This is a genomic window from Mesorhizobium sp. M4A.F.Ca.ET.090.04.2.1 (assembly GCF_003999085.1).
Classification (GTDB): Bacteria; Pseudomonadota; Alphaproteobacteria; order Rhizobiales; family Rhizobiaceae; genus Mesorhizobium.
In genome coordinates this window covers 8,058-21,356 of record NZ_RZOT01000025.1, presented here as the reverse complement: position 1 = coordinate 21,356, position 13,299 = coordinate 8,058, and the positions used below count along the sequence as shown (strand labels likewise).

Sequence of the window (13,299 nt, the reverse complement as noted above, 5' to 3'; positions counted from 1 at the left end):
GACAGACACCATGGATTTCGATCTCGTCCTCGTGGCCGTCTCGTACGCTCGGACCCTTGATATCCGGAACTTTCAGGAAGCCATCGATCTTCACAGGCATTGTCTTTCTCCACCGCTCTCAAACGAAACAAGATCACATTGCTGCAGTTCAACCCTTCACTGACGGGAGTTCTGACACCAGCCGGAGCGAAGCGTTGATGCCCTCCAACTGATAATGCGGGCGCAGATAGAAGCGGGCATTGTAATAGCCCGGCCGGCCCTCCACGCTGTCCACCTGCACCTCTGCCGCGGCAAGTGGGCGCTTGGCGCGCGCCTTGTCGTCGGCGAAGGCCGGGTTGGCCAACACGTAGCGATTGATCCACTCGGTCAGCCAGATCTGCATGTCCGAGCGCTCCTTGAACGACCCAATCTTGTCGCGCGCAATTGCCTTGAGGTAATGCGCGAAGCGCGACACTGGGAAAAGGTAGGGCAGGTTGGCGCTCAGGCGTTCGTTCGACTGCGCATCGGGATCGACCAGGCGACCGGCGCGCGTCTCGTCATCCTGCAGCGAATGGGCACCGATGAAGGCCGCGAGGTCGGTGTTCTTCCGGTGCAGGATAGGCATCAGACCGAGCTTGGCCAATTCCGCCTCGCGGCGGTCGTCGATGGCGACTTCCGTCGGGCACTTCATCGCGATCGATCCGTCGTCGGTCGGGAAGGCGTGCACCGGCAGGTTGAGGACCGTGCCGCCATTCTCGACGCCGCGGATCTGGGTGCCCCAGCCATAGAGTTTGTGGCTGCGGTTGATGTTGACGCCCATCGGGAAGGCGGCGTTCATCCAGACATATTTGTTGTGGTCGCCCTGCACCTCCTCCTCGAAGGTGAAACCCTTCACCGGGACGGTCTCGGTGCCGTAGGGCAGCCGTGCCAGCACACGCGGCATGGTCAGGCCTATGTAGCGCGCATCCTCGCTCTCGCGCAGCGACTGCCACGAAGCGTAGGCCGGGTTGTTCACAATCATCTGAAGGTCCTGCGGGTTCGGCAGTTCCTGCCAGCTGTCCATGCGGAACAGGCGCGGCGAGGCGGCCGCGATGAACGGCGTGTGCGCCGAGGCGCAGATGCCCGAAATGTTGCGCAAGAGGCCGACGTCGCGCGGATGGTTCGAGAATTCGTAAGCGCCGACGATGCAGCCGATCGGCTCGCCGCCCAGCATCGAATACTCGTCCGTGTAGACCTTCTTGAAGATCGGGCTCTGATCCCACATCTGGCCTTCAAAATCCTCGAGGGTGTCGGCCAGCTGCTCCTTGGAGATGTTCATCACCCGGATCTTGAGATGCTTGGCATCGGTCTCGGTGTTGTTGATGAGATACCAGAGGCCGCGCCATGTGCCTTCCATTTCGCGCACTTCCGGCGCGTGCAGGATCTCGTTGACCTGCGTGGTCAGCATCTTGTCGATGCCGGCGATCAGCGACTTGATCGACTTGATCGCATTGGACGAGATGGTGGTGGTCTCGGAGCGGGATTGCGCCGCCAGCGCGAGATTGCGGACGAGCTGCTGCAGCTTCTCGCTGTCGTCCTTCTTGACCTTGAAATCCTTCTCAAGGAGCCCGCTGAACTCCCCCAGGTCAATGGCTTCGGCCTCGGCGGTGACGGCTGCGGTCTTTTGCTGTTCGGCCATGACTTATTCCCCAACCTTGTCGTCGTCAGACATTGCCTGGCTGGCGATCTTGCTCAGAAGCGGCTCGTTGTTGAGAAGCTGCGCGATGCGCTTTTCGGCGTCGACACGGCCATCCATGAAGCCGAGCAGTTCCTCGAGCTGGCGACGCATCTTGAGGATCTCGGCGAGTTGCGGGACCTGCTCGGCGATCTTGTCCGGCGCGAAATCGCCCATCTTGGTGAAGGTGAGATCAAGCGCCAGTTCCTCGTCCTTCTCGGCGCCTTCCGCTTGCGGCAGCGTATTCTTCACCCGCGCCTTCACGCGTGGCCCGAGCGCCTCCATGAACTTGGGGAAGCGGTTGGCGTCGGTCTCGACGAAGGCACGGTCCAACAGCGACTTTGAAGCTTCCCTGGTTTGCGAAGCGCCGGAAAGGTCGGCCATCACGCCCATGACGAACGGCAGTTCTATCGTCGTCGGGCTGCCGTAGGTTTCGACGTCGTAGGCGATCTGCACCCGCGGCGCGCGATTTCGTTCGATGACCTTCGCTTTGCTTTCGGCTGGCATGTGTTGCTACCTTTCATCCTTCTGGGCCGTCTTCTTGGCATCGGGAACGCCGGCCAGAAGCCGGAACTCCTTCAGCCCCGACGGGGCGAGATCTTCCATCAGTTCAACAAAATCCATGTGCACCATGCGGCGCACACGGCGGGCGAGATGCGGGATCGGGCTCGACGGCTCGGTGCGGTCATAGAAAGCGACGACAAGGTCGAGGCACTTGACCACGTCATCGCGCGAGGAAATCCGGTCGGGCAGCCCGGTGCTCTGTTCCGCGTAGCTTGCGACACTTGCCATCGTATCGGCTCCATGACCGTTTCGGACGGGCGTTGCCGGTTCCGCCGGCGGCGGGGAGGGTTTCGCCGCGCCGTTCGCCACGGCGCCGGCAGCCGAATTGCGCTCCAGGGTCGTCAGCAAACGCTGCAGGAACCGTTTCAATTCCGGGACGGCGGGACCGTTGCCTTCGATGCGGGCGTTGAGCGCGGTCTCGACGGCATCGAGGGCCGCGATTGCCGCGCGGGCGTCGCCCAGCAGCGACGTCATCGCCTCGCCGGCCTGATCGATCTGCGCCGCGCATCCGCTGCGCACCCGGTTCAAGAGCTGGCTGTGGGCGCTCGCAAGCGCTGCCTTTTCGCTGGCATTCAGCCCAGAGGCCGCTTCCTGGAGCATGACGCGCTCGTCGAGGGCGCCTTGTTCCAGGTCGCGCCCGCTGATCGGCCCGATCGGGCGCGGCGCGAAAAAGATCATCTGCCGCAGGTCTGCCAGCAGGCCTTCCTGGCCGTTCTGGAGATCGAGCAGGGCGTTGATGCGACGCAAGGCCGCGTCGCGCGGCGTTGCACCGGATCGCAGCGCCGGGTGCAGGGTCTCCCAGTGGGCGTCGAACGTCTGCGCAATCAGGCTCAGACCGTCGGCCAGTCCGGCCAGCCGGTTTTCATTGGCCAGGGCGCGCGTGACGATGACCAGAAGGCGCAGATCCCGGCCGCGCGGACGCAATTCCTCGGCCTTGGCAAGCACGGCGGGCCAGTCGATCGGAATGATCGCTTCCGCGGACGGCTTGTTGCGGTCGTCATACTCGACTTTGGTCTGCTGTTCGATCAGGCGCTCCAGCTCATGGAAGGCCGGGTCGTTGCGCAAATCCTCACCTGACGGATTCTCACCGTCGAGAGGATTCAGCCAGAGTGCGAGATCAATCACACCAACCCCCAGGAGCGGCCTTGAGACCTTGCGTGACGCAAGGTTATCACAGTGCGTCACTTTATCACAATTCAAGGACTGCTCAAAAACTAACGGAAGCTAAACGCGACCGTTCTGTCGCCGAAACCCATGGCGTCATTGTCCGGCGCCGTATGTGAAATGCATCGCATAGGCGAGGGCAATTTCGTGTTTGTTTGCCTGGGGATGCGGGGCTTTCCCTGAAACGGAAGATGCTGGGCGAATCGGGCATCGAGGCGCATCATCCATCACATGCTTTGTCAACCTGCCGCTTCTATGGCAGGGTATCGGCTGGCTGATTTCGGGAGCAGGTTCGATGGAACAGCGCCGGTCATCGCAGAGCTTCAAGCGCAAGGAACTGGTTGCCAAGCTCGATGCCACGGGGGTGCGCGCCTTCAAGGCCGCGGCCGACACGGCCAAGCTGCGCGGCAATCCCTATGTCGAACTCGTCCATTTCATTCAGCAACTGGTGCTGTCGGAGCGCTCGGATGTGCAGATGATCGTCGCCGATGCCGGGCTGGATGCCAGCCGGCTGACGGCGGACATGACCCGTGCCATCGACAAGCTGCCCTACGGCGCCACCTCGGTGGAGGAATTCTCCGACCACATCTTCCACGCCATCCAGGAAGGCTGGAACCTCGCGACGCTGGAGTTCGGCGTCGAGGAGGTGCGCAGCTCGCATATCCTGCTTGCCTGCCTGAAGACGCCGGTGCTGGAGGGCCTGGTTTCGAAGATCAGCGCCGAGTTCGACCGGATCGATGCGGACGGCGTCATTACCCGCTTCGCCGATGTCATGGAAGGTTCGCTGGAGGCCGGCGCTGCCCCGGCCACCCTCGCCACGGAGACGCCGATGAAACACGGCCCCGGCGGGGATTCGGCGCTGGCGAAATATGCCACCGACCTGACGCAGCGCGCCCACGACGGCAAGATCGATCCGGTCGTCGGCCGCGATCCCGAAATCCGGCAGATCGTCGACATCCTGATGCGGCGCCGGCAAAACAACCCGATCCTCACCGGCGAGGCCGGGGTCGGCAAGACCGCCGTGGTCGAGGGTTTTGCGCTCCGCATTGCCCAGGGCGACGTGCCGCCAACGCTCCAGAATGTCAGCGTGCGCATGCTCGATGTCGGGCTGATGCAGGCGGGGGCAAGCGTCAAGGGCGAGTTCGAGAAGCGGCTGAAGGCGGTCATCGACGAGGTCCAAGCCTCCGAGACGCCGATCATCCTGTTCATCGACGAAGCGCACACGCTGATCGGCGCCGGGGGTGCCGCCGGAACCGGCGATGCCGCCAATCTCCTGAAGCCGGCGCTGGCACGCGGCGAGCTTCGCCCCATCGCGGCGACGACCTGGGCCGAGTACAAGCAGCATATCGAGAAGGACCCGGCGCTGACCCGCCGCTTCCAGGTGGTCAAGATCGATGAGCCGTCGGAAGTCGTGGCCGTGCTGATGCTGCGCGGCGTCGCCGGCGTCCTGGAACAGCACCATAAGGTGCAGATTCTGGACGAGGCGATCGAGGCGGCGGTTGCCTTGTCGCATCGCTACATTCCGGCGCGGCAGCTGCCCGACAAGGCGGTCAGCCTTCTCGACACGGCCTGCGCCCGCGTCGCCATTTCGCAGCATGCGACGCCTGCCGAAGTCGAGGACATATTGCGCCGTCGCCAGGCGCTCGAGGTCGAGCGCGGCATCATCGGCCGCGAGGCGGCGATCGGCATCGAGGTGGCGGACCGGCAGGTCAGGGTCGATGCCGGCCTGGCCGAAACCGAAGCCGCTTTGGCCGCCGCCCAGGCCCGTTGGGACCGGGAAAAGGCGCTGGTGGCCGAAATCCTTGACCTGCGCGCACGACTGCGCGGCGAGGGCGTGCCGCTCGATCCGGTGGACGCCGAGGAAGCTGCCGGCGGCGAAGCGGCTGCCGCGACCGGAGCAGACGCACCGGAGAAGAAGGCACCCGGGGCCAAGGCGCCGGAGGTGAAAGCAGCGGAAACCAAGACCTCGAAGACGAAGGCCGCGAAAACGAAGGCAGCCAAGGTCGAGGCGCCCGTTGCCGAGGTCGCCGCTTCGCCACCGGATTCCGCCGCCGACCTGGCACGATTGCGCGAATTGATGGGGGAACTTGCCGCGGCCCAGGGCGAGACGCCGCTGATCCTGCCATCTGTCGACCGCAACGCCGTGGCCGCGGTGGTGCAGGACTGGACCGGCATCCCGACCGGACGGATGCTGTCCAGCCAGACCGAGAAGGCGCTCAAGCTCGCCGCCACGCTTGCCGAGCGCGTGGTCGGCCAGGATCACGCGATGGAGATGATCGCCAAACGCGTGCAGACCAGCCGCGCCGGGCTCGGCGCGCCGGAAAAGCCGGTGGGCGTGTTCCTGCTCTGCGGTCCTTCCGGCGTCGGCAAGACCGAGACCGCGCTGGCGCTGGCCGAAACGCTCTACGGCGGCGAGCAGAACCTCATCTCGATCAACATGTCCGAATTCCAGGAGGCACATACGGTCTCGACGCTCAAGGGCGCGCCGCCCGGTTATGTCGGCTACGGCAAGGGCGGTATCCTAACCGAGGCGGTGCGCAGAAAACCCTATTCGGTGATCCTGCTCGACGAGGTCGAGAAGGCGCATCCCGACGTGCACGAGATTTTCTTCCAGGTCTTCGACAAGGGCATGATGGACGACAGCGAAGGCCGGCGGATCGATTTCAAGAACACGCTGATCCTGCTCACATCCAATGTCGGCTCCGAGGTCATCATGGACCGCACCGGGAACGGCCCGGTGCGAGCCGGGCTCGACGATCTCGACACCGCCTTGCGCGGCCCGTTGCTCAAGGTTTTCCCCGCGGCCTTCCTTGGCCGGGTGGTGACCATACCCTACTATCCGCTGTCGGATGCGATGATCGAGGCGATCACGCGCCACCAGTTCGCCAAGATCGCGCGCCGGCTGCGAGCCACAAGCGATGCCGAGCTGGTGATCGGCGACGGGGTCATGGATCTGGTCAAGGCGCGCTGCACCGAGATCGAATCCGGCGGGAGAATGATCGACGCCATCCTCACCAACACGCTGCTGCCGGAACTGAGCCGCGGCGTTCTGAACCGTTCGCTCGAAGGCGAAAAGATGACGAAAGTGACCGTCGGGGCTTCCGCGGAAGGGTTCACCTACACTTTCGAATGACCGCCGTTGCTGTCTCGACTGCCGTCGGCCTGGCATCGAAATCAAAGACGACTGGTTTGCCGTGGGTGGGCCAGCGCGCGAAGGTCAGCGGAACGACGTCGTGGTGCCGGAAGATCGCGCCGACGAGCTCGATGGCGCGGCGATCTTCCTGCCTTCGAACGCCGCCAGTTTCGTCACCGGTCAGATGCTCTTGTCGACGGCGGGATGACCAGCTCCGTACAGCGGGCGTCGGGCCCTATGTGTCTTCCTTTGTTCACCCGCGGCACGTTACATAGGCGGTGCTGGTCTGCAACGGCTGCTTTGCTTTCGGCCGGGCGTTTCAGGAACAAGGGTCTGCGGCAATGACGGCATCGGCGAAAGATCTATCCTTGCGCGTTCCCATCGACGGACGGCACCGCAAGATGCTGATCGATGGAAAGTGGCGCGACGCGGCGAGCGGCCGCACCTTCGAGACGCGCAACCCCGCCACGGGGGCGGTGATCGGCACCGTGCCGCGATCCGGTGCCGGGGACATCGACCTCGCCGTCGCCGCCGCGCGCCGTGCCTTCGAAGGACCGTGGAGCCGGTTCAAGCCGTATGAGCGCCAGCTCCTGCTCCTCAAGATCGCCGATCTGATGGAGCGGCATTGGGAAGAGATCGCGCTTTCCGATACGACGGATATGGGCATGCCGATCACGCGCACGCTGGCCAACAGGACCCGCGTGCTCGGCATGTTGCGCTTCTATGCCGGCATGGCCACCTCCATTCACGGGCAGACGGTCGGCAACTCGCTGCCCGGCGAGATCGTGTCCTACACCCGCAAGGAACCGGTCGGCGTCGTTGGCGCGATCATTCCCTGGAACGCGCCTGCCGCCGCCTCGATCTGGAAAATCGGCCCGGCGCTCGCCACCGGCTGCACCATCGTGCTGAAGCCCTCGGAAGAGGCGCCGCTGACGCCGCTGCTGATCGCCGAGATCATGCTGGAAGCGGGCCTGCCGGAGGGCGTTGTCAACGTCGTCACCGGCACCGGCGCCGAGGCCGGCGCGCCGCTGGCCTCGCATATGGATGTCGATAAGGTGGTCTTCACCGGCTCCACCGCGACTGGCCAAAGCATCCTGCGCGCCTCGGCCTCCAACATGAAGCGCGTTTCGCTGGAGCTTGGCGGCAAGTCGCCGGTGATCGTCTGCGCCGACGCCGACATCGAGCGCGCCGTGCCGGTGGCGGCGATGTCGGTCTTCGCCAATTCCGGCCAGATCTGCATCGCCGGCTCGCGGCTCTTCGTCGAGCAGCCGATCTATGAGGAGTTCGTCGAGCGGGTCGCCGCCCATGCGGCAAAGCTCAGGATCGGCGACGGCGCCGATCCGGCAACCGAGATCGGGCCGCTGATCTCTCCCCGTCAGCTCGAGCGCGTCACCGGCTTCATCGCGGACGGCGTGCGGCAGGGCGCCAGGCTGTTGACCGGCGGCGCGCGCGTCACCGAGGGTGCGCTTGCCTTGGGCAATTTCATCACGCCGGGCGTGTTCGCCGGCGTGACCGACGACATGCGCATCGCCAAAGAGGAGATTTTCGGCCCGGTCATCTCGGCGCTGCCGTTCGACACGTTGGATGAGGCGGTGCGGCGGGGCAACGACACGCCCTATGGGCTCGCCGCCGGCGTGTTCACGCACGATATCGGCAAGGCGCACCGGCTGGCCAATCGGCTCCGCGCCGGATCAGTCTGGGTCAACACCTATCACGCGATCGACCCGGCGGTGCCGTTCGGCGGCTACAAGATGAGCGGCTACGGACGCGAAGGCGGCACCGAGCACCTCGATGAGTATCTGAACACCAAGGGCGTCTGGATCAGGACCGACTGAGCGCCCTTTCGATACGGATCACTGATCCGGCCGTCGCCGCGGCGGCTATTTCTGCCGGAAGGCGGTGTGGAACGATGTCACCAGCGGCCCCAATATGTAATCGAGCGCCGTGCGCTCCTCGGTGACGATCATCACCGAGGCCGGCATGCCTGGATAGAGCGATATCTGAGGGGCGGCGGCCAGTTCGGCCGGATCGACCGCAATGTCGGCGACATAGTAGGGAAGGCCTGTCTTGCTGTCGGTAATACGGTCAGCCGAAATGCGGGTGACGTGTCCATGGATGATCGGTATCGAGCGCTGCTTGTAGGAGGTGAAGCGGACTTCGGCCGTCATGTCGGACCTGAGGCTCGATATGTCCTCGACGCGGACCTGCGCCTGGACGATCAGCGAATTCTGCGTCGGCACGATATCGAGGATGGTCTGGCCCGGCGCGACGATCGCTCCGATCGAAAAGACGCTGAGGTCCATCACCTGGCCGTCATAGGGCGCGCGCACCTCGGCACGGTCCATGGCGGCCTGGGCCGCGAACATCTTGGGCACGAGATCGGCCAGGTTGGACTGCGTCTCGATCATCATCGCCGAAAGCTTGGCCCGGCGTTCGTTGGACAGTTGCGCGATCTGGCTCTCGAGCTCGGCCTTGGTCTGCCGGCTGCCGGCAATGGCGCCCAGGTTCTCGTCGATCAGGCCCTGCAGGTCCGAGGCGGATCGGTCGAGCTCCAGGATGCGCGGGCGGGTCGTCAGTCCGGCCTTGAGCAGCTTGCCGAGGCTCGCCTTCTCGTCGACGGTCGATCGCAACTGGGCGCGATAGGAATCGACGCGCGCCTGCTTGCCCTCGATCTGCTCGTCGAGCTCGGCGATCCGCTTCTCGAGGATCTGCCTGGCGCCGGCCATCGAGGCGCGCTGGCTTTCGAGATCGGCGACCTGGTTGGCCATCGCGTCCTGGAGATAGGCCTGGTGCTCGCCCGCGATATCCTTCGGGAAGGCAACTTCCTGGCTGCCGTCGAGCTCGGCCCGGATCCTGGCATCGGTGGCACGCAGCAGGGCGTACTGCTGGGCGTAGAGATTGAACTCGGAGCGCAGCCTGGTGTCGTCCAGCAGCAGCAGGACCTGGCCCTTCTGGACGATATCACCGTCCTTGACGCGGATCTCCTTTATCGTCCCGCCATCGAAATGCTGGAGGCTCTTGCGGTTGCCCTCCACCTTGACGACCGCCTCGGCGAGCACGGCGCCGTTCAGCGGGGCGAAGGCGGCCCAGCCGCCGAAGACGCCGAAGAAGGCGAGTATGATCAACAGGCCGATCAGGGCCGGCATCCGGATCGAGTCCGGGGCCGGGATGCCGGCTTCGCCGGGCAGGCTGCGGTAAGTGAGGGCGCTGTCGCTCAAACGTCTCTCCTCTCGCAGTTCATTGGGTTGCCACGGCGATCGGAGCCTGGCGCTGGTTGAGCAGCGCCACGATTTCGTTCCGCATGCCGAAGGCTTCGACCGCGCCATCGCGCAGCAAAAGGATCTTGTCGACATTGGCGAGCGTCGAGGGCCGGTGCGAGACGATGATGACGGTGCTGCCACGGCGCTTGAGCTCGATCGCGCAGTCGCTGAGCGCGCGGTCGCCGTCGGCGTCGAGGTTGGAACTCGGCTCGTCGAGGACGATCAGGTTCGGGGTGCCGAACACCGCCCGGGCAAGGGCGATGCGCTGGCGATAACCGCCCGACAGCACCGCGCCGCCTTCGCCGATCTGCGTCTCGTAGCCCTGCGGCAGGCGGATGATCATGTCGTGTACGCCGGCGAGCCGCGCGGCCTCGATCACCTCCTGGTCGACATTGGTCTTGAAGCGGCCGATGTTGGCGGCGACGGTGTCGGCGAAGAGCTCGATGTCCTGCGGCAGGTAGCCGATATGGTCGCCCAGCGTATCGCGCCCCCAATGCGACATGTCGGCCCCATCCAGCCTGACGGTACCGCGGCTCGGCTGCATGACGCCGGCGAGGTGCCTGGCTAGCGTCGACTTGCCGGCGCCGGAAGGGCCGACGATGCCGAGGGCCTCGCCCGCCTCGAGCCGGAAGGAGACATCCCGCAGCAGTACTTTCTGCAGGTTCGGAATGGCAAAACTCACCTGCTCGACCGAGATCTTGCCGGAGGGTTTCGGCAGGTTGAACGAGCGTTCGTCCTTCGCGTCGCCGTCGACCAGCCTGCGCACTCGCGCAAGTGCCGCGCGCGCCAGGATCAGGCTGCGCCAAAGGCCGACGATCTGCTCGACCGGCTGCAGGCCGCGACCGAGCAGGAGGCTGGCCGCGAACATCGAGCCGGCTGTGGTCTGCCGTTCGATCACCAGATAGGCGCCGAGGCCGAGGATGAGCGACTGCATGGTCAGGCGCAGGAAGCGGATTAGCCCCGTCATCAGCGCGGCGCGGTCGCTCGCTTGCGCCTGGCGCAAGAGCGCTAGGTTGCGGTCGCGGCCCCAGCGGCGGATGAGGCCGTCGATCATGCCCATGGCACGAACGACCTCCGAATTCCTGAGGCTCATCTCGGTGAAATTGTAGTTGGTCGTCGCGATGTCGTTGGCCTGCTTCAGCGGCGCGCGCACCAGATATTCGTTTAGCACCGCCATGGCGATGAGCAGCAGCGCGGAGCCGAGCGCGAAGAAGCCCAACCAGGGGTGCAGCAGGAAGATGATGCCGATGTAGATCGGTGACCAGGGCAGGTCGAACAGCGCGTGGATACCGCTGCCGGTGATGACCTGCCGGAACGTGTCGAAGTCGCGGATCGGCTGGCTCTGCGAGGCGCCCTGCGACGGCGTTTCGACCGATGCGGCCAGGATCCTGGCCGAAAGCAGCCGATCGAGGCGCGCGCTGGCGCGCGTCAGGATCCAGGCGCGCACCAGGTCGAGGCCGGCCAGCGCCATGAAGGCGACCAGCAGCACCAGCGTCAGCATCACCAGTGTGGTCTGGCTGCCGCTGGTGACGACACGGTCGTAGATCTGCAGCATGTAGAGGGGCGAGGCGAGATAGAGCAGATTGATCGCCAGGCTGAAGGCGGCCGCGACCAGGAAATAGCGGCGGCACGCCCGAAGCGCGTCGTTCACGATCTGCGATTTGCTACCGATACTCAAGATACCCAGCGGAGAACCCGCCCCCCAACTGCACGCCCGGACCGATACTACTACCGATCCCTCAATCGGCCACGCGATCCGCTCGTAAACCTGCCGTAAACCTTAATTCGTAAGCAGAACCCGCGGCCGGCGGGAAACGAGGTGAGCCGCGCGTGGCCGCCGGCTCACCTCCTCATTCATCACAGCACGAAGTCGCTCGCGGTCAGGCCAAGCCCGGTGCCGGTCAGCGTGATCTGGAAATCCGCCGTCGCATTGCCGTTGACGTCGACACGCACGATCGTGTTGCTGCCGACCTCAGACCAGGTGATGCTGTTGGCGACGGTAGCCCCGTTCTGCCCGCCGAACAGGAAGGCCTGGTCGCCGGCGGCGGTACTGGCGTCGATCGAGGACAGGTCGATCTTGTCGGTGCCATGCACGAAGTCGGTGATGGTGTCGTTCGCGGCACTTGCCGGGGAATCCGAAACGGCCGATCCGTAGTAGAACGTGTCGGCTCCCAGGCCGCCGGTAAGCGTGTCAGTGCCGACACCGCCGACCAGTCGGTCGTTGCCATCGCCGCCGTTCAGTGTGTCGTTGCCGTCCTGCCCAAACAGCGTGTCGTTACCGGCCAGGCCAAAGATCGAGTCCGCTCCGCCATTGCCGTAGAGGACGTCGTCGCCGTTGTTGTTGCTGGGATCGTTGAGTGTTTCTCCCGCGTTCAAGCCGTTGCTGCCCGTTATGATCTGGAACGTCTCGCTGTACTGATATGCGGGCCCGACCGGGTCGCCGACTTGGGTGGCCTGCACGGTCACGGTGGATATGCTGTTCGTCGTGAGGCTTCCCGAGCTGAGCGTGTTCCCGCTGATCGAAAACAGGTTCGCATTCGATTGCGAGGTGATGCTGTAGACAAAGCTGCCAGGATCTGAGTCGGTCGCGCTCAGGGTTCCGGTGAACTGGAAGGAATTGAAATTCACATTATCCGTTGTTGTGATCGGCGTCAGCTGGATATCGGTCGGCGCAAAGCGCGGCGGGCCGTCGTCGGCGCCGGTGATGGAGATCGAGACCAGCTTTGCGGTGCCATCCTCCGAATAGACGGTAAAGCTGTCGCTCAATGGCTGCCCGTCAGCGAGTGCGTTGACCGTCGGGTTCGAATTGTCGAGCGTATAGGTCCAGACACCGGCTGATGTCACGGTGAAGGCGCCGTAGCCGGACGCGCTGGCCGTCGCGGAATTGACGGCCTGGAACGAGTCCGTGGTGTTGTCGACATCGGTTGAAAGAAGGTCGCCGGTAGCTGTCGGCGTGCCGCCGCCATTGGAGCTGCCCGCTTCGACGACGGCTCCGCTGGCCGTGCCGGTGATCGCCGCGGCATCGTTGGCGCCGTTGATGGTGATATCGACCACCTGCGAGGTGCCGTCGGCGGTGGTGACCGTCACCAGCTCATGCAGCGTGGTGTTCGCGCCGCTGCTGTTGAGCGCCTGAACGGTGGCGTTGTTGTCGTCCAGCGTGTAGCTCCAGGTGCCGGCGGCATCGATCGAGAACGTGCCATAGCTTTTGGCCACGGCGGCCTGGACGTCGAAGGTGGCCGGATTGTCGACGTCGATCGCGTTGAGGTCGCCCCCGGCCGTCGCATCGCCCGGCGTGCCATTGGCAACGCCGCTCTTCTCCGTGACCGAGGTGTCCTGGATGCCGTTGCCGGTAATCACCGCGGCGTCGTTGGTGCCGGTGATGGAGATGGTGATCAGCTGGCTGGTGCCGTCCTCGGAATGGACGGTGAAGGAGTCGCTGAGCGGATCGCCGTCATTGAGGGCGTCGACCGTCGGATTGGTGTCGT

At 64.7% G+C, this 13,299-nt stretch carries 9 protein-coding genes and 1 pseudogene; 3 read left to right on the top strand and 7 right to left on the bottom strand.

The window, feature by feature from the left end:
- The 4 genes and pseudogenes from EN781_RS35930 to tssA form a co-directional block, all read right to left on the bottom strand.
- Positions 1-100, bottom strand: a pseudogene (locus EN781_RS35930) (type VI secretion system tube protein Hcp); the annotation flags it as partial.
- 48 nt (positions 101-148) lie between these two features.
- A complete protein-coding gene (tssC, locus tag EN781_RS03665) occupies positions 149-1,657 on the bottom strand; it encodes a type VI secretion system contractile sheath large subunit (RefSeq protein ID WP_126058947.1) in 1,509 nt (502 codons plus the stop codon).
- Between the two features lie 3 nt (positions 1,658-1,660).
- Positions 1,661-2,200, bottom strand: a complete 540-nt coding sequence (tssB, locus tag EN781_RS03660; protein ID WP_126058948.1) for a type VI secretion system contractile sheath small subunit — start codon at positions 2,198-2,200, stop codon at positions 1,661-1,663.
- Positions 2,201-2,206: 6 nt separating this feature from the next.
- Complete coding sequence (tssA, locus tag EN781_RS03655; RefSeq protein WP_127399789.1) at positions 2,207-3,382, bottom strand: type VI secretion system protein TssA; 1,176 nt, start codon at positions 3,380-3,382, stop codon at positions 2,207-2,209.
- A gap of 334 nt (positions 3,383-3,716) precedes the next feature.
- Here tssA and tssH point away from each other — a divergent pair, with 334 nt between their 5' ends.
- The 3 genes from tssH to EN781_RS03645 all read left to right on the top strand — a co-directional run bounded on the left by tssH (position 3,717) and on the right by EN781_RS03645 (position 8,389).
- Positions 3,717-6,554 (top strand): type VI secretion system ATPase TssH, encoded by a 2,838-nt coding sequence (tssH, locus tag EN781_RS03650; protein WP_127399788.1) that lies wholly within the window; start codon positions 3,717-3,719, stop codon positions 6,552-6,554.
- Between the two features lie 61 nt (positions 6,555-6,615).
- The gene (locus EN781_RS34700; protein WP_189363128.1) at positions 6,616-6,762 is read left to right on the top strand and encodes a hypothetical protein; all 147 of its coding nucleotides are present in this window, start codon (positions 6,616-6,618) and stop codon (positions 6,760-6,762) included.
- Positions 6,763-6,895: 133 nt separating this feature from the next.
- On the top strand, positions 6,896-8,389 hold the full coding sequence (locus EN781_RS03645) for an aldehyde dehydrogenase family protein (protein WP_126058950.1): 1,494 nt from the start codon (positions 6,896-6,898) through the stop codon (positions 8,387-8,389).
- Between the two features lie 45 nt (positions 8,390-8,434).
- On the opposite strand, the gene EN781_RS03640 is transcribed toward EN781_RS03645, so the two are convergent.
- From EN781_RS03640 to EN781_RS03630, 3 genes are all read right to left on the bottom strand, one after another.
- Entirely contained in the window at positions 8,435-9,772 is a 1,338-nt protein-coding gene (locus tag EN781_RS03640; RefSeq protein WP_126058951.1) for an HlyD family type I secretion periplasmic adaptor subunit, read from the bottom strand.
- Between the two features lie 19 nt (positions 9,773-9,791).
- Positions 9,792-11,486: a type I secretion system permease/ATPase gene (locus EN781_RS03635; protein WP_126059407.1), complete on the bottom strand. Its 1,695-nt coding sequence runs from the start codon at positions 11,484-11,486 to the stop codon at positions 9,792-9,794.
- A 185-nt stretch (positions 11,487-11,671) separates the two neighbouring features.
- The coding region (locus tag EN781_RS03630; RefSeq protein WP_210213456.1) for a VCBS domain-containing protein at positions 11,672-13,299 on the bottom strand (1,628 nt) is incomplete at its 5' end.

Bases quoted from the DNA above. Each gene is read 5' to 3' on its own strand.
- tssC (WP_126058947.1), bottom strand. From the start codon at position 1,657: ATGGCCGAACAGCAAAAGACCGCAGCCGTCACCGCCGAGGCCGAAGCC.
- tssH (WP_127399788.1), top strand. From the start codon at position 3,717: ATGGAACAGCGCCGGTCATCGCAGAGCTTCAAGCGCAAGGAACTGGTT.
- tssB (WP_126058948.1), bottom strand. From the start codon at position 2,200: ATGCCAGCCGAAAGCAAAGCGAAGGTCATCGAACGAAATCGCGCGCCG.
- EN781_RS03645 (WP_126058950.1), top strand. From the start codon at position 6,896: ATGACGGCATCGGCGAAAGATCTATCCTTGCGCGTTCCCATCGACGGA.